This is a genomic window from Pseudorhizobium banfieldiae (assembly GCF_000967425.1).
GTDB lineage: Bacteria > Pseudomonadota > Alphaproteobacteria > Rhizobiales > Rhizobiaceae > Neorhizobium > Neorhizobium banfieldiae.
Map to the genome: position 1 here is coordinate 1,530,159 of NZ_FO082820.1, position 18,077 is coordinate 1,548,235.

General features: G+C 61.1%; 16 protein-coding genes, 1 tRNA gene and 1 pseudogene. 13 read left to right on the plus strand and 5 right to left on the minus strand.

All coding sequences use genetic code 11. The features are described from left to right. Nucleotides 1-37 precede the first annotated feature (37 nt). A complete protein-coding gene (locus NT26_RS07610) occupies nt 38-493 on the plus strand; it encodes a hypothetical protein (protein WP_244467678.1) in 456 nt (151 codons plus the stop codon). On the opposite strand, the gene trmFO is transcribed toward NT26_RS07610, so the two are convergent. The 3 genes from trmFO to NT26_RS22155 form a co-directional block, all read right to left on the minus strand. Next, complete coding sequence (trmFO, locus tag NT26_RS07615) at nt 448-1,911, minus strand: methylenetetrahydrofolate--tRNA-(uracil(54)-C(5))-methyltransferase (FADH(2)-oxidizing) TrmFO (RefSeq protein ID WP_052638215.1); 1,464 nt, start codon at nt 1,909-1,911, stop codon at nt 448-450. The two genes, NT26_RS07610 and trmFO, sit on opposite strands and share 46 nt — an antisense overlap. Before the next feature lie 110 nt (nt 1,912-2,021). Continuing rightward, the gene (locus tag NT26_RS22150) at nt 2,022-2,165 is read right to left on the minus strand and encodes a DUF1127 domain-containing protein (RefSeq protein ID WP_065814520.1); all 144 of its coding nucleotides are present in this window, start codon (nt 2,163-2,165) and stop codon (nt 2,022-2,024) included. 232 nt (nt 2,166-2,397) lie between these two features. Next, nucleotides 2,398-2,544, minus strand: coding sequence for a DUF1127 domain-containing protein (locus NT26_RS22155; protein WP_065814521.1), 147 nt, complete (start codon nt 2,542-2,544; stop codon nt 2,398-2,400). A gap of 545 nt (nt 2,545-3,089) precedes the next feature. Here NT26_RS22155 and NT26_RS07620 point away from each other — a divergent pair. The 3 genes from NT26_RS07620 to NT26_RS07630 all read left to right on the plus strand — a co-directional run bounded on the left by NT26_RS07620 (nt 3,090) and on the right by NT26_RS07630 (nt 6,516). Beyond that, a tRNA-Leu gene (locus NT26_RS07620) sits at nt 3,090-3,174 on the plus strand. A 144-nt stretch (nt 3,175-3,318) separates the two neighbouring features. Next, nucleotides 3,319-4,815, plus strand: coding sequence for a trigger factor (gene tig, locus NT26_RS07625; protein WP_052638216.1), 1,497 nt, complete (start codon nt 3,319-3,321; stop codon nt 4,813-4,815). 78 nt (nt 4,816-4,893) lie between these two features. Next, nucleotides 4,894-6,516: an ABC-F family ATP-binding cassette domain-containing protein gene (locus NT26_RS07630; RefSeq protein ID WP_052638217.1), complete on the plus strand. Its 1,623-nt coding sequence runs from the start codon at nt 4,894-4,896 to the stop codon at nt 6,514-6,516. A gap of 34 nt (nt 6,517-6,550) precedes the next feature. Here the strand turns inward: NT26_RS07630 and NT26_RS07635 are convergent, their stop codons facing one another. Together NT26_RS07635 and NT26_RS07640 are read right to left on the minus strand one after the other, a co-directional pair. Further along, complete coding sequence (locus tag NT26_RS07635; protein ID WP_052638218.1) at nt 6,551-7,177, minus strand: glutathione S-transferase family protein; 627 nt, start codon at nt 7,175-7,177, stop codon at nt 6,551-6,553. 125 nt (nt 7,178-7,302) lie between these two features. Further along, nucleotides 7,303-8,518: pseudogene (locus NT26_RS07640) on the minus strand (NADP-dependent isocitrate dehydrogenase). Nucleotides 8,519-8,734: 216 nt separating this feature from the next. Between NT26_RS07640 and NT26_RS07645 the strand changes: the two are divergent. The 9 genes from NT26_RS07645 to bamA all read left to right on the plus strand — a co-directional run bounded on the left by NT26_RS07645 (nt 8,735) and on the right by bamA (nt 18,064). Continuing rightward, nucleotides 8,735-9,268, plus strand: coding sequence for a hypothetical protein (locus NT26_RS07645; protein ID WP_052641951.1), 534 nt, complete (start codon nt 8,735-8,737; stop codon nt 9,266-9,268). 189 nt (nt 9,269-9,457) lie between these two features. Then, nucleotides 9,458-10,237: a 30S ribosomal protein S2 gene (gene rpsB, locus NT26_RS07650; RefSeq protein ID WP_052638219.1), complete on the plus strand. Its 780-nt coding sequence runs from the start codon at nt 9,458-9,460 to the stop codon at nt 10,235-10,237. A gap of 165 nt (nt 10,238-10,402) precedes the next feature. Beyond that, a complete protein-coding gene (gene tsf, locus NT26_RS07655; RefSeq protein ID WP_052638220.1) occupies nt 10,403-11,329 on the plus strand; it encodes a translation elongation factor Ts in 927 nt (308 codons plus the stop codon). Nucleotides 11,330-11,425: 96 nt separating this feature from the next. Continuing rightward, entirely contained in the window at nt 11,426-12,148 is a 723-nt protein-coding gene (gene pyrH, locus NT26_RS07660) for a UMP kinase (protein ID WP_052638221.1), read from the plus strand. Between the two features lie 43 nt (nt 12,149-12,191). Continuing rightward, on the plus strand, nt 12,192-12,752 hold the full coding sequence (gene frr / locus NT26_RS07665; RefSeq protein ID WP_052638222.1) for a ribosome recycling factor: 561 nt from the start codon (nt 12,192-12,194) through the stop codon (nt 12,750-12,752). 44 nt (nt 12,753-12,796) lie between these two features. Continuing rightward, the gene (locus tag NT26_RS07670) at nt 12,797-13,540 is read left to right on the plus strand and encodes an isoprenyl transferase (RefSeq protein WP_052638223.1); all 744 of its coding nucleotides are present in this window, start codon (nt 12,797-12,799) and stop codon (nt 13,538-13,540) included. After that, entirely contained in the window at nt 13,540-14,373 is an 834-nt protein-coding gene (locus NT26_RS07675) for a phosphatidate cytidylyltransferase (protein WP_052638224.1), read from the plus strand. Before NT26_RS07670 ends, NT26_RS07675 begins: the two co-directional genes overlap by 1 nt. Nucleotides 14,374-14,418: 45 nt before the next feature. Next, nucleotides 14,419-15,543, plus strand: a complete 1,125-nt coding sequence (gene rseP, locus NT26_RS07680; RefSeq protein WP_052641953.1) for an RIP metalloprotease RseP — start codon at nt 14,419-14,421, stop codon at nt 15,541-15,543. Between the two features lie 187 nt (nt 15,544-15,730). Then, complete coding sequence (gene bamA, locus NT26_RS07685) at nt 15,731-18,064, plus strand: outer membrane protein assembly factor BamA (RefSeq protein ID WP_052638225.1); 2,334 nt, start codon at nt 15,731-15,733, stop codon at nt 18,062-18,064. Nucleotides 18,065-18,077: the final 13 nt, after the last annotated feature.

Consider the following 18,077-nt stretch of genomic DNA (forward strand, 5'->3'; position numbering starts at 1 on the left):
TACCGGGAACATGTCTCTAGCCTCAGGGAGTGACGACGTGAATTCTGTCATCGTCTGGTCGATCATCTTCGTGTTGATCGCGCTCTTTGCATACTATGCAACGCGCATGGCAAGGCGCGACGATTCAGAGGATGGCCTGCACGACTTCGGCTTCGCCCTGCTCGAATTCGGCCGCGCCTTCCCCAACGAGGCCATTCGGGAGATCCATGCCACGGCAGACGGAAGGGCCGTCTTCGTCCGGCTCCATGACGGCAAGACCGGTATCATGCGCAGCCATACCAAGCATTACGCCTGCCACCTCATCAAGCCCGGACGCGTGCGGGTCCAGGGACAGGAAGATGCCAGAAGCTTCCGCGCCGAATTCCTTGACGCACCGGCCAATGACGGCCTGTTCACCTTCAGGACCGAAGCCGAGGCAGCGGAAGTCTCGCTATGGCTGCTGGGGAACTATGTCAGTTCCGCCGACAAAGACGTAGCCGAAGACGGGGCCTGATTCTCCTCTGTATCGAGACCGAGCCAGGCGGCACAGTCCCTCAGGGCGCGCGCGGCCATCAACTGCTTCTTCATGATCGCCTTGTCCTTGCCGCGGAAGCGTTTGACGCCTTCCGGCTTGGCGATCGAACCCGGCTCCAGTTCAGGGAAAAGGCCGAAATTGATGTTCATCGGCTGGAAGGAGCGCTTGCCGGGCTCGTCGTGCGAAACGAGGTGCCCGCCGGTGATATGGCCAAGCAAGGCTCCGAAAGCTGTTGTGGCCGGCGGCGGTGCCAGGGCAACTCCCTTCCTCTCGGCCGCAGCGAAGCGTCCCGCCAGCAGGCCAATAGCGGCGCTCTCCACATAGCCTTCGCAGCCGGTAACCTGTCCCGCAAACCGCAGGCCGGGGCGGCTCTTGAGCGAAAGCGTTCCGTCTAGGAACATTGGTGAGTTTATGTAGGTGTTTCGGTGGAGACCTCCAAGCCGGGCGAACTCGGCGTTCTCCAGTCCCGGGATCATCCGGAAGATCTCCGCCTGGGCGCCGTACTTGAGCTTGGTCTGGAAGCCGACCATGTTGTAGAGCGTACCGAGCGCATTGTCCTGGCGGAGCTGCACGACTGCATAGGGCTTGACTGTCGGATTGTGGGCGTTCGTCAGCCCCATCGGCTTCATCGGCCCGTGCCGTAGCGTCTCGCGTCCCCGCTCGGCCATGACCTCGATCGGCAGGCAGCCGTCGAAATAGGGTGTGCCTTCCCATTCCTTGAAACCCGTGGTGTCGCCAGCGACAAGCGCATCGATGAAGGCATTGTACTGCGCTTCGTCCATCGGGCAGTTGATGTAGTCCTTGCCGGTCCCGCCGGGCCCCATCTTGTCGTAACGGGACTGGTACCAGCAGATGTCCATGTTGATGGATTCGCGGTAGACGATCGGCGCGATGGCATCGAAGAAGGCAAGCGAATCCTCGCCCGTCTCCGCCTGGATCGCAGCCGCGAGCGCGGGCGAGGTGAGGGGGCCGGTCGCGAGGATGGCAAGATCCCATTCCGCCGGCGGAAGTCCCTGGACTTCCTCACGAACGATCGTGATCAGCGGGTGTTCGGAGATTGCCTTGGTGACGGCGTCGGAGAAACCGTCACGATCCACCGCCAGCGCGCCGCCCGCCGGCACCTGGTTGCGATCGGCACAGGCCATGATCAGCGAGCCGGCAAGGCGCATCTCCGCGTGAATGACGCCGACCGCATTGGATGTCGCGTCGTCGGAGCGGAAGGAATTGGAGCAGACCAGTTCGGCAAGGCCATCGGTCTTGTGGGCGTCGGTGCCGCGCACGCCGCGCATTTCGTGCAGAGTGACGGGGATTCCGGACTGGGCGATCTGCCACGCGGCTTCCGAGCCTGCGAGCCCGCCGCCGATGACGTGGATGGGTGAAACGGTCTTATCGGTCATGGCGCGCTCTTATCACGCGTTAGCCGGGGGCGGAATCGAAAAAGGCACCCGATCAGGTGCCTTTGCGAAAGTCGTCTCGTCGCCAGTTGGCTCAGCGCATTCTGTTCCGACTAGCGGAAGGAGCGGGCGGCAACGTGGCGGATGTCGTAGCGGGTCAGGCCGATGTCATTGAGCGCCTGATTGGACAGGCCGCCCAGTTCGCTGATCGTGCGACGATAGCTGAGCCAGTTCTTGGCAAGGCGGATCGGGTTCATGATGTTTCCTCGGTGTTCAAGCCGGTCGCTGCCGGCGATGAGGAACTTATACGCGCGAATAATTAGATTGTGCAGTGCAGAAATTGGGCGACTGCCATGCGTTTAAGCAGGAGGTTGATGAAGAAGCAGGCGATGCCGCTTCAGTGGGCAGAATTCGAGAGATACAACAGAGCCTAAGAAACAAAAAACGCCCTGCAAGCAGGGCGTTTTGAATGCTCGGTGATCGCCTTCGTTAGAAGCCGACAGCGCTCCGTGCAACGCGACGGATGTCGCTGCGGCCGATGCCGAGATCGTGGAGTTCACGATCGCTCATGCGGTCGAGTTCGTTGACGGTCTCGCGGTACTTGCGCCAGTTGTTGAGTTTGCGTGCGATGTTCATGGTCTGCCTCATATTTTGGTGGTTGCCGGCACTCAAGCGCCAGCCAAATCTGATGAGCGTAATATATGCTGCACTGCGAAGAGCTAACAGTCGCAAGTTGGTATTCCACCTATGCGCCACACGCATTACCCGTGGCTCTGCTCGTGAACGTTTGATTAACGATTGGACAGGTGGAGCTTGAAAAAAATAGCGCCTGCCGGGGGAGGATTCGGCAGGCGCTATTTGCAGGACTGGCAGTCGAGGAGGAGGCGCCAGTCTCCGGCGGCACGCGAGGAGGAGGAGCGCCGCCGAATGGTGAGATCGCGAACCAAACGGATAGAGGCAAGGCTTGTTCCGAAAGGATGCGTCATCGAATTAGGAATACCTTATATGCAGATGGTTAAGAAAAGGTAAATGATGCCTGCGCGACAGGAGACAAGACGATCTCTCCGCAGCCAACTCCGCATGGTGCAAGCTCTCATTTTCCCTTTGCGCCGGAAAAAACGGGTGATATAGAGACGCGCGCTCCGAAAGCCTCCTTGCGGGGATTTTTGCGCGGCGGGAGCGCGGGTATGGTGAAATTGGTAGACACGCCAGATTTAGGTTCTGGTGCCGCAAGGCGTGGGAGTTCAAGTCTCTCTACCCGCACCAGAGCCGCAGGAGCAGGATCGGGAGCCGTCAGCGGCTAGAGATCAGCGTTCCAGAAGTCGCGGCCGGTCACTCAGGTTCCGGCGTCGTGCTCATCGAAAACCAACGGCTGTCTGAGCACCGCCGCCACGATATGAAGGTTTTAAAATGCAGGTTACCGAAACGCTCGCTGAAGGGCTGAAGCGCGAAATCAAGGTTGTCATTCCGGCCAAGGACATGGAAGCGCAGATGAACGTGCGCCTCGCCGAAGCCAAGGACAAGGTCCGCATCAACGGCTTCCGTCCGGGCAAGGTGCCGGTCGCCCATCTGAAGAAGATGTATGGCAAGTCGATCATGGCGGAACTCGTCAACGAGATCGTTCGCGAGCGCCCGACCAAGATTCTGTCCGAGCGTGGCGAGAAGTCCGCTACCCAGCCGTCCGTCACCATGACGGAAGACGAGGCCGAAGCCGAGAAGATCCTCAGCGCCCAGGCCGATTTCGAATTCACTCTGTCCTATGAAGTCATCCCGCCGATCGAACTGAAGCCGACGGATGGCATCAAGGTCGTGCGTGAGGTCGTCGATGTGTCCGACGACGAGGTCAACGAGCAGATCCTCAAGATCGCCGAAAGCGCCCGCACCTACGAAGCCAAGAAGGGCAAGGCCGCCAATGGCGACCGCGTCACGATGAACTACCTCGGCAAGGTCGACGGCGAAGCCTTCGATGGCGGCGCTGCAGAGGATGCCGAACTGGTCCTCGGCTCCGGCCGCTTCATTCCGGGCTTCGAAGACCAGCTGGTTGGCGTCAAGGCCGGCGATGAGAAGACCATCACCGTATCGTTCCCGGCTGATTATCCGGCTGCGAATCTGGCTGGCAAGGAAGCCACCTTCGACGTCACCATCAAGGAAGTGGCTGCCCCGGCCGATCTGGAGCTGAACGACGAACTCGCCTCCAAGCTCGGCATTGAGTCGCTCGACAAGCTCAAGGAAATCGTCCGTGGCCAGATCGAGGGTCAGTACGGCAATGTCACCCGTCAGAAGGTGAAGCGCCAGATCCTCGACCAGCTGGACGAGATGTACAAGTTCGACACGCCGCAGGGCCTCGTCGACGCCGAGTTTGAAAACATCTGGCGCCAGATCAACACCGATCTCGCCCAGTCCGGCAAGACCTTCGAAGACGAGGATACCACCGAGGAAGAAGCACGCGAAGAATATCGCAAGCTTGCCGAGCGTCGTGTCCGCCTTGGCCTCGTTCTCTCCGAGATCGGCGAGAAGGGTGGCGTCGAGGTGACGGAGGAAGAAATGCAGCGTGCGCTCTTCGCCCAGCTGCAGCAGTTCCCGGGCCAGCAGAAGGAAATCCTGGAATACTTCCGCAACACGCCGGGTGCCTCTGCCTCGCTGCGCGCACCGATCTTCGAAGAGAAGGTCGTCGACAAGCTGCTGGCGGAAGTCGACGTGACCGACAAGAAGGTTTCCAAGGAAGAGCTGCTGGCGGACGACGAGGAAGGCTCCGAAGCCGCTGAGAAGCCTGCCAAGAAGAAGGCTGCGCCGAAGAAGAAGGCCGCTGCCAAGGATGAGGCTGCTGAGGCCGCTTCCGAAGAAGCTCCGGCTCCGAAGAAGAAGGCCGCTCCGAAGAAGAAGGCGGCTGACGACAGCGCCGAATAATCTTCGTTTAGCATGGATGCAGAAGCCGGGTCGGCAACGATCCGGCTTTTTTATTGTCCCTCCCGAAGTTGTGCCGCCATGATCCGCATCGAGAACATCAGCAAGTCGAATAGCCACCGCATCCTCTACATTGATGCCTCGGCGGCCCTTAACCGTGGCGAGAAGATCGGCCTGGTCGGCCCGAACGGTGCCGGCAAGACGACGCTGTTTCGCATGATCACCGGCCAGGAGAGCCCGGACGAAGGGCAGGTCGCCGTCGAGAAGAATGTCACGATCGGCTATTTCAACCAGGACGTCGGCGAGATGTCCGGCGTCAGCGCCGTGACCGAGGTGATGAACGGCGCCGGTCCGGTCAGCACCGTTGCCGCGGAACTGCGGGAACTCGAAGCCGCCATGGTCGATCCGGATCGTATGGACGAGATGGACGCCATCATCGAACGCTACGGCGAGGTGCAGGCGCGGTACGAGGAACTCGACGGCTACGGGCTGGAAAGCCGTGCCCGGGAGGTCCTCGCCGGTCTGTCCTTTAGCCAGGAGATGATGGAAGGCGACGTGGGCAAGCTCTCCGGCGGCTGGAAAATGCGTGTCGCGCTCGCCCGCATCCTTCTGATGCGCCCGGACGTCATGCTGCTCGACGAGCCCTCCAACCACCTCGATCTGGAAAGCCTGATCTGGCTGGAGCAGTTCCTCAAGGCCTACGAGGGGGCGCTGCTGATGACCTCGCACGACCGCGAGTTCATGAACCGCATCGTCAACAAGATCATCGAGATCGATGCCGGCTCGTTGAGCACCTATGCCGGCGACTATGGCTTCTATGAGCAGCAGCGGGCACAGAACGAGAAGCAGCAGCAGGCGCAGTTCGAGCGCCAGCAGGCCATGCTCGCCAAGGAGATCAAGTTCATCGAGCGCTTCAAGGCGCGCGCCAGCCACGCCGCGCAGGTGCAGAGCCGGGTGAAAAAGCTGGACAAGATCGAGCGGGTTGAGCCGCCGCGCCGGCGTCAGTCGGTCGCGTTCGAGTTTCAGCCGGCGCCACGTTCCGGAGAGGATGTTGCAAGCCTCAAGGGCGTGCACAAGGCCTATGGAAGCCGGACGATCTATGAGGGTCTGGACTTCATGATCCGCCGCAAGGAGCGCTGGTGCATCATGGGCGTCAACGGTGCGGGGAAGTCGACGCTGCTGAAGCTGATCGCCGGCTCGACTGAGCCAGATCAGGGTTCGGTCACGGTCGGCGCCAGCGTGAAGCTGGGCTATTTCGCGCAGCACGCCATGGATCTGCTGGATGGCGAGCAGACGGTCTTCGAATGGCTCGAATCGGAGTTTCCGAGGGCCGGGCAGGGCACGCTGCGCACGCTTGCCGGCTGCTTCGGCTTTTCAGGCGACGATGTGGAGAAGAAATGCCGGGTGCTTTCCGGAGGTGAGAAGGCGCGGCTCGTCATGGCGGCCATGCTGTTCGATCCGCCGAACTTCCTCGTTCTCGACGAACCGACCAACCACCTCGACCTCGACACCAAGGAAATGCTGATCAGGGCCCTCTCCGAGTACGAAGGCACCATGCTCTTCGTCAGCCATGACCGGCACTTCCTGTCCGAGCTCTCCAACCGGGTGCTGGAGATCTCGGCCGATGGCGTTCAACGCTATGACGGCGGCTACCGGGAATATGTCGAGCGGACCGGCTATGAGGCGCCGGGCCTGGCAGCCTGACAGGTCCGCAAGCCCTCGCCGCCCGGCCGCCGCGTCAGCCCGCCTGCACTTCCTTCATGTCGGCATCGTCCAGTTCGGTCGCCCGCAAATGCGCCGGCCGATCGTGAAGGTGGCGAACATAGGCCTCGAACGCTGGCCTCTTGTCGATCGAACCGAACTGCATGCCCCACATCAGGTGCGAGCCGACATAGACGTCGGCCGCCGTGAAGCTGCTGCCGGCGATGTAGCTGCGGTCGGTGAGCACATTTTCGAGCGTCTCGATGACCTCCGCATAACTCCCGTATCCGATCATGGCACGACGATCCTCAGGGACCTGGAAGCCGACGGCACGATTGCTGACAGCCGCCTCCAGCGGGCCGGCCGCGAAGAAGAGCCAGCGATAATAGTCGGCCCGCTCCCTTTGCGGCGGCGCTAGCCCTGCTTGCGGGAAGGCATCCGCCAGATATGCGCATATGGCCGGGCATTCCGTCACGATACTGTCACCATGAACCAGGGTTGGGACCTTTCCCATCGGATTAAGGCGCAGATAGTCCGGTGCCTTCATCGTGCCGCCGAAGGTCAGCACCTCCCGGCGGTAGGGAATGCCGACCTCTTCCAGCATCCACCGGGCAATCCGCCCGCGTGACATGGGATTGGTATAGAGAATGAGTTCATCTGACATTGCCACTTCCTCCGTTCACCGTATGTTCTAGTCGCGCGGTTGCCAGATATCAATCCGCTCCAGGCAAAAAAGAAGACGGCGGGAACTGATCCCGCCGTCAAAGCTCCTGAAATCCGAAGGATCGATCAGGCGGCCATGGCCTTCTTGAGGTTATCGTCGATCTTGTCGAGGAACGCGGTCGTCGAGAGCCACGGCTGGTCCGGGCCGATGAGCAGTGCCAGGTCCTTGGTCATGAAGCCGGATTCGACCGTCTCGATGCAGACGCGCTCGAGCGTCGCGGCGAAGCGTGCGAGTTCGGCATTGTCGTCCAGCTTGGCGCGGTGGGCGAGGCCCCGGGTCCATGCGAAGATGGAGGCGATCGAGTTCGTCGAGGTCTCCTGGCCCTTCTGGTGCTGGCGGTAGTGACGGGTGACGGTACCGTGGGCGGCTTCCGCCTCCACCGTCTGGCCATCCGGGGTCATCAGCACCGAGGTCATCAGGCCGAGCGACCCGAAGCCCTGCGCGACGATGTCGGACTGCACGTCGCCGTCGTAGTTCTTGCAGGCCCAGACATAGCCGCCGGACCACTTCAGGGCGGCCGCGACCATGTCGTCGATCAGGCGGTGCTCGTACCAGATCTTCTTGGCTTCGTACTGCGCCTTGAACTCGGCGTCGTAGATCTCCTGGAAGATGTCCTTGAAGCGGCCGTCATAGGCTTTCAGGATGGTGTTCTTCGTCGACAGGTAGCAGGGGACGCCGCGCATCCAGGGCGTAGTTCAGCGAAGCGCGGGCGAAGTCACGGATCGAATCGTCGAGGTTGTACATCGCCATGGCGACGCCGGAAGACGGGGCGTCGAAGACGTCATGCTCGATCGTCTGGCCATCCTCGCCGACGAACTTGATCGTCAGCTTGCCCTTGCCGGGGAACTTGAAGTCGGTGGCGCGGTACTGGTCGCCGAAGGCGTGGCGGCCGACGATGATCGGCTGCGTCCAGCCGGGCACCAGGCGCGGCACGTTCTTCATGATGATCGGCTCGCGGAAGATGACGCCGCCGAGGATATTGCGGATCGTGCCGTTCGGGCTCTTCCACATCTTCTTCAGCCCGAACTCCTCGACGCGGCCTTCGTCCGGCGTGATGGTCGCGCACTTGATGCCAACGCCATGCTTCTTGATCGCGTGCGCGGCATCGACGGTCACCTGGTCGTCGGTGGCATCGCGGTTCTGGACCGAGAGGTCGTAGTACTCGATGTCGAGATCGAGGTAGGGCAGGATCAGCTTGTCCTTGATGAACTGCCAGATGATGCGGGTCATCTCGTCGCCGTCGAGATCGACGACCGGATTGGCTACCTTGATCTTTTGCATGGATTCCTCTTCGAATGCTGGCAGGGAGCAATTCCCGGCAGTTTTGGACAAGAATGTGGGCTGCGCTATAGCATCCAAGGTCCAGAACGCAAAGCCATAGGCGGTCGCGAGATGTCCTTTTCGTCATCCTGCGGCGTCTACTTTGGTCGCGGAAGCCGTTGCAATGAACCGCGGCGATGACGGATGATCGCAACCGGGAATCACCGGACGGACCTCATGCGCAAAATCCTCCTGGTTTCAGCCTGTATCTCGATTGCTTGGACGGCGTTTGCCGCGGATGCAACCGATCCCGTCCGCGAGGTCATGGCCATTACGGAGCGGAACTGGTCGAGCACCGACGGTGAGTGGGTCTACCTCTTTGATCAGGAGCCACTCGGCCGACTGTTCAGCCGGCAGTTCCAGGCGGCCTATGCCGAAGCATCGAAGCGGCCGGCATATGATACGGATGACGGCAGCCCTGGCGATCCGTTCGGCTATGACGTGGTCACCGCCTCCCAGGATGGCTGCCCGCTGGAGGATGTCGTCGTTACCACGGGCTCACAACAGCAGGGGATCACTCGCGTCAAGGTGACCTTCAAGCTGTGGCGATGCCTGGACCAGCCGGAGTTGCGCGAGAGCGTCAACGAGGTTCATTTCGATGTGATGGACGAGGATGGCAGGTTCGTTATCCACGACATCCACCGCATCGGGCCCGAGGACGAGGATTCTGTGCTCGCCGAAATGAAGCAGCACGTCACCGAAACCTATTGAGCCGAAACCGCTCCCCGTGAATTTCCGGTCGGACCCTTGCCTTTTCGCGGGATCGGCTGTATGCGCACCTCCATTCCACACGTAAGGCATGGGATTGTCCGGGAGAAATCCGGGCCATTCTGCCGGTGGCATCCTCGAAGAGGGTGCTGTTCGCCTTGCGGAGGTTCAACCGGAAAAGGAGAAAAAGGCATGGCATTGCCTGATTTCAGCATGCGCCAGCTTCTGGAAGCTGGTGTTCACTTCGGCCACCAGACCCACCGCTGGAACCCGAAGATGAAGCCGTACATCTTCGGCGATCGTTCGAACATCCACATCATCGACCTCGCACAGACCGTGCCGATGCTCTCGCGCGCCCTGCAGGTCATTTCGGACACCGTTGCTCGTGGCGGCCGCGTTCTGTTCGTCGGCACCAAGCGTCAGGCGTCTGAACTGATCGCCGACAGCGCCAAGCGTTCGGCCCAGTACTACGTCAACTCCCGCTGGCTCGGCGGCATGATGACGAACTGGAAGACGATCTCGAACTCGATCGCCCGCCTGCGTAAGCTCGACGAGATCCTCGCTTCGGAAGCCTCGGGCTTCACGAAGAAGGAGCGCCTGAACCTGGAGCGTGAGCGCGAGAAGCTTGACAAGGCTCTCGGCGGTATCCGCGACATGGGCGGCACGCCGGACCTGATGTTCATCATCGACACGAACAAGGAAAAGATCGCCATCGACGAAGCGAAGCGCCTGGGCATCCCGGTCGTCGCCATCATCGACTCCAACTGCGATCCTGACCTGATCGACTACCCGATCCCGGGCAACGACGACGCTTCGCGCGCCATCGCTCTCTACTGCGACCTGATCGCACGCGCCGCCATCGACGGCATCGCACGCCAGCAGGGCGCTTCCGGCCGTGATCTCGGCGCCTCCGCCGAAGCTCCGGTCGAGCCTGCGCTGGAAGGCGAAGCCGAAGCCGAGGCTCAGGCCTGATCAAGCGGGAGGCGGCGTCCTTGCCGCCTCCCAGCTTCGGGTCGAGGCGTTCCTCCCCGAAGATGGTCTTCATGACCCTGTCATACTTACGGGTACATTCGTCCCCAACGCTGCCCTGGCCGACGTTCTTCCGGCTGAGGCGATCTTGCAAACAAGAGGCACACAATGACCGAAATCACAGCCGCCATGGTGAAGGAACTGCGCGAAAAGTCCGGCGCAGGGATGATGGACTGCAAGAAGGCACTTGCTGAAAACAATGGTGACATGGAAGCCGCGATCGACTGGCTGCGCGCCAAGGGCATCGCCAAGGCCGACAAGAAGTCGGGCCGTACCGCTGCAGAAGGCCTGATCGGCATCTCCAGCGCAGGCACCAAGGCAGTCGTCGTCGAGGTCAACTCCGAGACTGACTTCGTTGCCCGCAACGATGCCTTCCAGGACCTCGTCCGCGGTGTTGCGCAGGTTGCACTCTCGACTGACGGTTCGGTCGAGGCCGTCGGCGCCGCCACCTACCCGGCCTCCGGCAAGTCGGTCACGGACACCATCAAGGACGCCATCGCCACCATCGGCGAGAACATGAGCCTGCGCCGCTCGGCCCTCCTGTCGGTCGAGGACGGCGTTGTCGCCACCTACATCCACAATGCGGCTGCCGACAACCTCGGCAAGCTTGGCGTTCTCGTCGCGCTCAAGTCGACCGGCAACAAGGACGCCCTGAACGCCATTGGCCGCCAGATCGCAATGCATGTCGCGGCGACTGCTCCGCTCGCCATCCGTGCCGAGGAAGTCGATGCGGCCGTAGCCGAGCGCGAAAAGAACGTCTTCATCGAGCAGGCTCGTGAATCCGGCAAGCCGGACGCCATCATCGAGAAGATGGTTGAAGGTCGCATGCGCAAGTTCTTCGAGGAAGTGGCCCTTCTCTCGCAGGCCTTCGTCATCAATCCGGACCTCACCGTTGGCGCTGCCGTCAAGGAAGCCGAGAAGGAAGTCGGGGCTCCCATCGAGGTCACCGGCATGGTTCGCCTCCTGCTCGGCGAAGGGGTCGAGAAGGAAGAGTCCGACTTCGCCGCCGAGGTGGCTGCGGCTGCCAAGGGCTGATATCGCTTCATCTTGATTGGTGAAAGCATGAGGGCATCGCGTGACAACGCGGTGCCCTTCGTGTATCCGCAAGCCGTTTGATCGTCAGGAGTGTCCATGTCCCCGAAGCCCATCTACAAGCGCGTTCTTCTCAAGGCCTCCGGCGAAGCCCTGATGGGCAGCCAGGGATTTGGTATCGATGTGACGGTCGCTGATCGGATCGCGTCCGACATTGCCGAGGCACGGGCCATGGGCGTGGAGGTCGGTGTCGTTGTCGGCGGCGGCAACATCTTCCGCGGCGTGGCTGTGGCCTCGAAGGGCGGCGACCGCGTCACCGGCGACCACATGGGCATGCTGGCAACCGTCATCAATGCTCTTGCGCTCGCCACCTCGCTTCGGAAGCTTAACATCGAAACGGTTGTCCTGTCGGCAATCGCCATGCCGGAGATCTGCGAGAGCTTCACCCAGTTGCGGACGCTGCATCACCTGGAGCAGGGCAGGGTGGTGATCTTTGCCGGCGGCACAGGAAACCCGTTCTTCACGACCGATTCGGCTGCAGCCCTGCGTGCTGCCGAAATCGGCGCCGAAGCGATCTTCAAGGGCACCCAGGTTGACGGCATCTATTCGGCCGATCCCAAGAAGGATCCGGCCGCGACGCGCTTCGAGACGCTGACCCATGGCGAAGTCCTCGAGAAGGGGCTCGCCGTCATGGATGTCGCGGCTGTGGCGCTCGCCCGCGAGAACTCGATCCCGATCATCGTGTTCTCAATTCACGAGAAGGGCGGTTTTGCCCAGATATTGACCGGCGGCGGTCGCAAGACGATCGTGGCAGACCACTGAACAGCCGGGCCCGAAAGCCAAGAACAAGACAGGGAGTAGACGGATGACTGCAGCCATCGACCTCAACGACATCAAGCGCCGGATGGATGGTGCGATCAACGCCTTCAAGAGCGACATCGCATCGCTTCGCACCGGACGTGCGTCGGCCAATATTCTCGATCCCGTGACGGTCGAGGCTTACGGGTCGCGCGTACCGCTCAACCAGGTCGCCAACATCACCGTTCCCGAGCCTCGCATGCTGGGCGTCTCCATCTGGGACAAGTCCATGGTCGGCGCGGTGGATCGCGCCATCCGCGAATCGCACCTGGGGCTGAACCCGATTGTTGACGGTCAGAACCTGCGCATCCCGCTCCCCGAGTTGAACGAGGAGCGCCGCAAGTCGCTCGTCAAGGTTGCTCATGACTACGCCGAGAAGGCCAAGGTCGCGATCCGCCATGTGCGCCGCGACGGAATGGACGGCCTGAAAAAGGCCGAGAAGGACGGCGACATCGGTCAGGACGAAAGCCGTTCGCTTTCCGACAGGGTCCAGAAGATGACAGATGATATGATTTCGGAAGTCGACCGCTTGCTCGGCGAGAAGGAAAAGGAAATCATGCAGGTCTAGGCAGTCCTGCATCGCAATCCCGGCATCCGACAATCGGAACTTCCATGGCCAAACTCGATCTCCCGATCATTCCACAGCATGTCGCCATCATCATGGACGGCAACGGACGGTGGGCAAAACAGCGCGGCCTGCCGCGCACGATCGGCCATAACAAGGGGGTCGAGGCAGTCCGTCAGGCGGTGAGGGCGGCCGGTGAATGCGGCGTGAAATATCTCACGCTGTTTGCATTCTCTTCTGAGAACTGGTCCCGGCCAGAGGCCGAAATCGAGGACCTGCTAGGATTGCTGCGTCGGTTCATCCGCCGGGACCTTGCCGATCTGCATCGCGAGAACATCCGCATCCGCATCATCGGCGAGCGTCAGAAGCTGCGCAGCGACATCCTGCCGCTTCTTCTCGAGGCGGAGGAAACCACGCGCAACAACACCGCGATGACGCTGATCATTGCCTTTAACTACGGCGCGCGAGACGAGATCACTCGCGCGGCAATCCAACTTGTGAAGGATGTACAGGCAGGACTCGTCGACCCGCAGGATATCACCCCGGACGCGATCGGAAGCCGCCTCGACACGGCCGGCATTCCCGATCCCGATCTGATCATCCGCACCAGCGGCGAGGAACGCCTTTCGAACTTCCTCCTGTGGCAGGCGGCCTATTCCGAATTCGTCTTCCTGCCGTGCTACTGGCCGGATTTCGACCGGCAGCATTTCGTGGAGGCGTTGCGCATCTTCGCCGCCCGGGACCGCCGGTTTGGTGGTCTATCCGATGCAACGACGGCGGTGGTTGTCTGATGGCGACAGAGCTCAAGCGGCGGGTGATTTCCGGCGTCGTCATGGCTGCGGTCGTTCTTGCGGCGACCTGGGTGGGTGGACTGGCTTTCCGAGGCCTTGCCGCGGCCATCGCGCTGCTGATCTACTTCGAGTGGTCGACGATTACCCGCCTGACCGAGCGCAACTTCACGGGAAACCTCGTCGGCTGGGTCGGGATCATCCTGCTGTCGGCGAACATCGCCTTCGGTGACAACGGTATGAACATGCCCTTCCTGGGCGGTCTGGCGATCACCATGCTGCTGATCGTCGCCGTTGGCGGAGGGACCTGGTGGCTGCCGGGTGGAGTCATCTATGCGGGACTGAGTGGCATTTCGCTTGCCGCAATCAGGGAAGGGGGCTTTCCGGGTCTTGCGGCAATCCTCTTCGTCTTTGCCGTGGTGTGGGCGACCGACATCCTGGCATACTTCGTGGGAAGAGCTCTGAAAGGACCGAAGCTTGCGCCAAGGATCTCGCCCGGCAAGACATGGTCCGGTGCGATCGGCGGGACAGTCTCTGCGGTCATCGCCGGCTCCCTCGTCGGTCTTGCCGTTATTGGCGTCGTTTCACCCTGGTTGGCCGTGATTGCGCTTCTGCTCTCGGTGGCGAGCCAGATCGGTGATCTTTTCGAATCCTTCATCAAGCGCCGCTTCGCCGTGAAGGATTCCAGTCACCTCATCCCGGGTCATGGCGGAGTGATGGACCGGGTAGATGGTCTCGTTTTCGCCTGTTTTGCGATCTTTCTTCTGGCGCTTGCATATGATGCCTCAAGTGGCCACCTTGGACTGAGCGTTGGTGAGTTCCTTTTTGGTCTTTGAGCGTCAGCCGGCGGCACCGGCGTATGGAAGGACGGATTGATTTTCATGGCGATCATCGGGCTGCTCACGGGCTACATCATCCCCTTCATCATCGTCCTTTCCGTGCTCGTCTTCGTGCACGAGATGGGCCACTATCTCGTCGGGCGTTGGTGCGGTATCCGGGTCACCGCCTTCTCGGTAGGCTTCGGCCCAGAGCTGTTCGGCTATACCGACAGTCACGGAACCCGATGGAAGCTCTCGGCCGTACCACTGGGCGGCTACGTCAAGTTCTTTGGCGATGAGGACGCGGCAAGCGTCCCGGACACTGCCAATCTGGAGAGATTTACGCCGGAGGAACGCGCACAGACCCTTGCAGGCGCCCGGCTGTGGAAGCGTGCCGCCACTGTCGCCGCCGGCCCGATCGCCAATTTCGTCCTTGCGATCATCATCTTTGCCGCGCTCTTCTCTGTCTATGGCAAGATGGTATCCGACCCTGTGGTGGCCGAGGTCCGTCCGGACAGCGCAGCGGCATCTGCCGGCATAGAGCCGGGCGATCTCCTGGTGGCCCTCGATGGGGACAAGATCCGCACCTTCGATGATGTGCGCCGTTACGTGGCGGTCCGTCCGCAGACGCAGATCGTTATCACCGTGGAGCGCGATGGCCGCGAGATCGACGTGCCGGTGACACCTCAGCGCACGGAGATAACCGACCAGTTCGGCAACAAGGTCGAACTCGGCCAGATCGGCATTGTCACCAACGCCGAACGCGGCAACTTCCGTCTCGAGACCTATTCACCGATGGGAGCCGTGGCAGAGGGGGTGCGCGAGACCGGCCACATCATCAGCGGCACCTTCAGCTATCTCGGCAACATCTTCTCCGGCCGCATGAGCGCCGACCAGATCGGCGGACCGATCCGGATTGCCGAGACGACCGGCCAGATGGCCACGCTGGGATTCGCCGCAGTTCTCAATTTCGCTGCCGTCATCTCGGTTTCGCTCGGTCTGATGAACCTGTTCCCGATTCCCGTTCTTGATGGCGGACACCTTGTAATGTACGCACTGGAGGCGGTGCGCGGCAAGCCTTTGAGCCCCCGCGTTCAAGACGTGGTTTTCCGCTTTGGGCTTGCCATGATCCTGACGCTTATGGTTTTCGCGACCTGGAACGACACGTTCGGTCGCTGGATCGGTTGAATTTTAAGAAAACTGTTTGTTTACCGTATTTTGAACTGCGCGTGTCCGCTCGGCCACGCCTTGCAAGGAAGTAAATAGAAATTAACGTGATGCCTTGCTTGTAGGGTAAAAGCAGGTAAAACGACACACGTGTGGCCGGAGTCGGGCTCCACCCGCCGAGGGACAACGGAAAAAGGTAAGATTTGAAATGAAGGCCAGTTCAAGGTTTTTGAACGCCGTATCGGCGTTTGCGCTGTCTGCTAGCATTGTTGGGTCGGGCGCGGGCGTATCGGTACTTGCCTCTGCATCGGTCGCGGAAGCGGCAGTCATTCGCAACGTCCAGGTCAGGGGCACCGAGCGCGCCGGCGAAGACGCCGTGCGTGCCAATCTTACCATTCGGCCAGGCGTGAGCTTCACCAATGCCGACATCGACGAATCCGTAAAACGGCTCTATTCCACCGGATATTTCTCCGACGTCCGGATCAGCGTTTCCGGCAGCACTCTGGTTGTGAGCGTCAGCGAGAATCAGCTGATCAACCAGGTCGTGTTCAACGGCAACCGCAAGATCAAGGACGACAAGCTGGCCGCCGTCGTGCGCACGCAGCCGCTCGGCCCATACAACCAGGAACTGATCAACGCCGACATCGAGCGCATCCGCGAGGCCTATTCGGCGATCGGCCGCAGTGACATCGAGGTCACGACGCAGACGGCTTCCGTCGGTCAGGGTCGAGTCAACCTTGCCTTCGTCATCAACGAGGGTGACCGGACCAAGATCGCCAACATCAACTTCGTCGGCAACCAGGCCTATGGCGACGGCCGGCTCCAGTCGGTGATCCTGACGAAGGAATCGGGTCCGCTTTCGTTCCTGACCCGCAAGGACGTCTACAACGCCGACAAGCTGCGCGCCGACGAAGATGCGCTGCGTCAGTTCTATTACAATCACGGCTATCCGGATTTCCGCATCATCTCCTCCGAGGCGGTGCTGGATGAGGCTACCAACCAGTACAACATCACCTTCACCGTCGAAGAGGGTCCGCGTTACCGCTTTGGTGATGTCGTTGTCGAATCGACCGTCGAAGGGGTGAATTCGGAAGACCTGCAGGGTCTGGTCCGGACCCGGACCGGCGACACCTACGATGCCGGCGACGTTCAGAAGTCAATGGAAGCCATCTCGCAGCGTGTCGCATCTGCTGGTTATCCGTTCGCCCGCGTGACGCCCCGTGGCGACCGTAACTTCGCCAACCAGACCGTCGGCGTGTCCTATCTCGTCGATCAGGGCGAGCGTGCCTATGTCGAGCGGATCGAGGTGCGCGGCAATACCCGTACGCGCGACTACGTCATTCGCCGTGAATTCGACTTCAGCGAGGGCGACGCGTTCAATCAGCAGATGGTCTCGCGCGCCAAGCGCCGGCTTGAGGCCCTCGGCTATTTCACGACTGTCAATATCTCGACTTCGCAGGGCTCCGCTCCCGATCGCGTCGTTGTGATCGTCGATGTCGAGGACCAGCCGACCGGTTCGTTCGGTATCGGCGCCGGCTACTCCGCTGGTGGCGAAGGCCTGATCCTCGAAGCCTCCATCGAGGAGAAGAACTTCCTCGGCCGCGGTCAGTTCATCCGTGTCGCCGTCGGTGGCGGTCTCGATGACGCCCGCAGCTACAATCTTTCGTTCACCGAGCCTTACTTCCTCGGCTATCGTCTCGCAGCGGGCTTTGACGTCTTCCGTAGCCAGACGTCTTCGGAAAGCTACTACGACTATCAGGAGCAGGGCGTGACGCTGCGTGTCACCGCCCCGATCACCGAAGATCTGGCGACCACGTTCCGTTACACGTACAAGGAAATCCAGTACGACGGCGAAGGCGACTGGAGAAGTGGTCTTTCGGCACCCTATGAGGCGCTGGTCGAGGAGGGTGACTTTGTTCAGTCCTCCGTATCCCAGACCCTCACCTACAACACGCTGGACAACAACACGCTTGCCCGCGAAGGTATCTACGCCTCGATCACCCATGAGTATGCTGGGCTTGGCGGCGATTCCGAATACTACAAGGTCTATGGCCGCGGCCGCTACTTCCACCTCCTATCCGAGGAAGCCGACATCATCGGTTCGGTCGCAGTCGGTGGTGGCCATGTCGTCGGCACGGGAGACAACCTGAACGTCTTCGACCAGTTCCAGTTGGGCGGTCGCCTCGTTCGTGGTTTCGAGAACAACGGCATCGGTCCGCGCATGACCAATGGCGACGCGATCGGCGGCACCACCTACTTCACCGCTTCGGCCGAAGTCACCTTCCCGATGCCGGCCTTCCCGGAGGACTTCGGTCTCCGCGGCGCCTTGTTCGCGGATGCCGGAACGCTCTATGGCAATGATGTTGACCTCCGTGGCGAGGCCGTGCAGGGAACCGACATGGCGTGGCGCGCCTCGGTCGGTGCAGGTATCCAGTGGGCATCGCCCTTCGGCTCTATCCGCTTCGACTATGCGTTTCCGATCGTCAAGGAAGACTTCGACGAGACTCAGGAATTCCGGTTCAGCATGGCAAACCAGTTCTGACCACGGCTGTCAG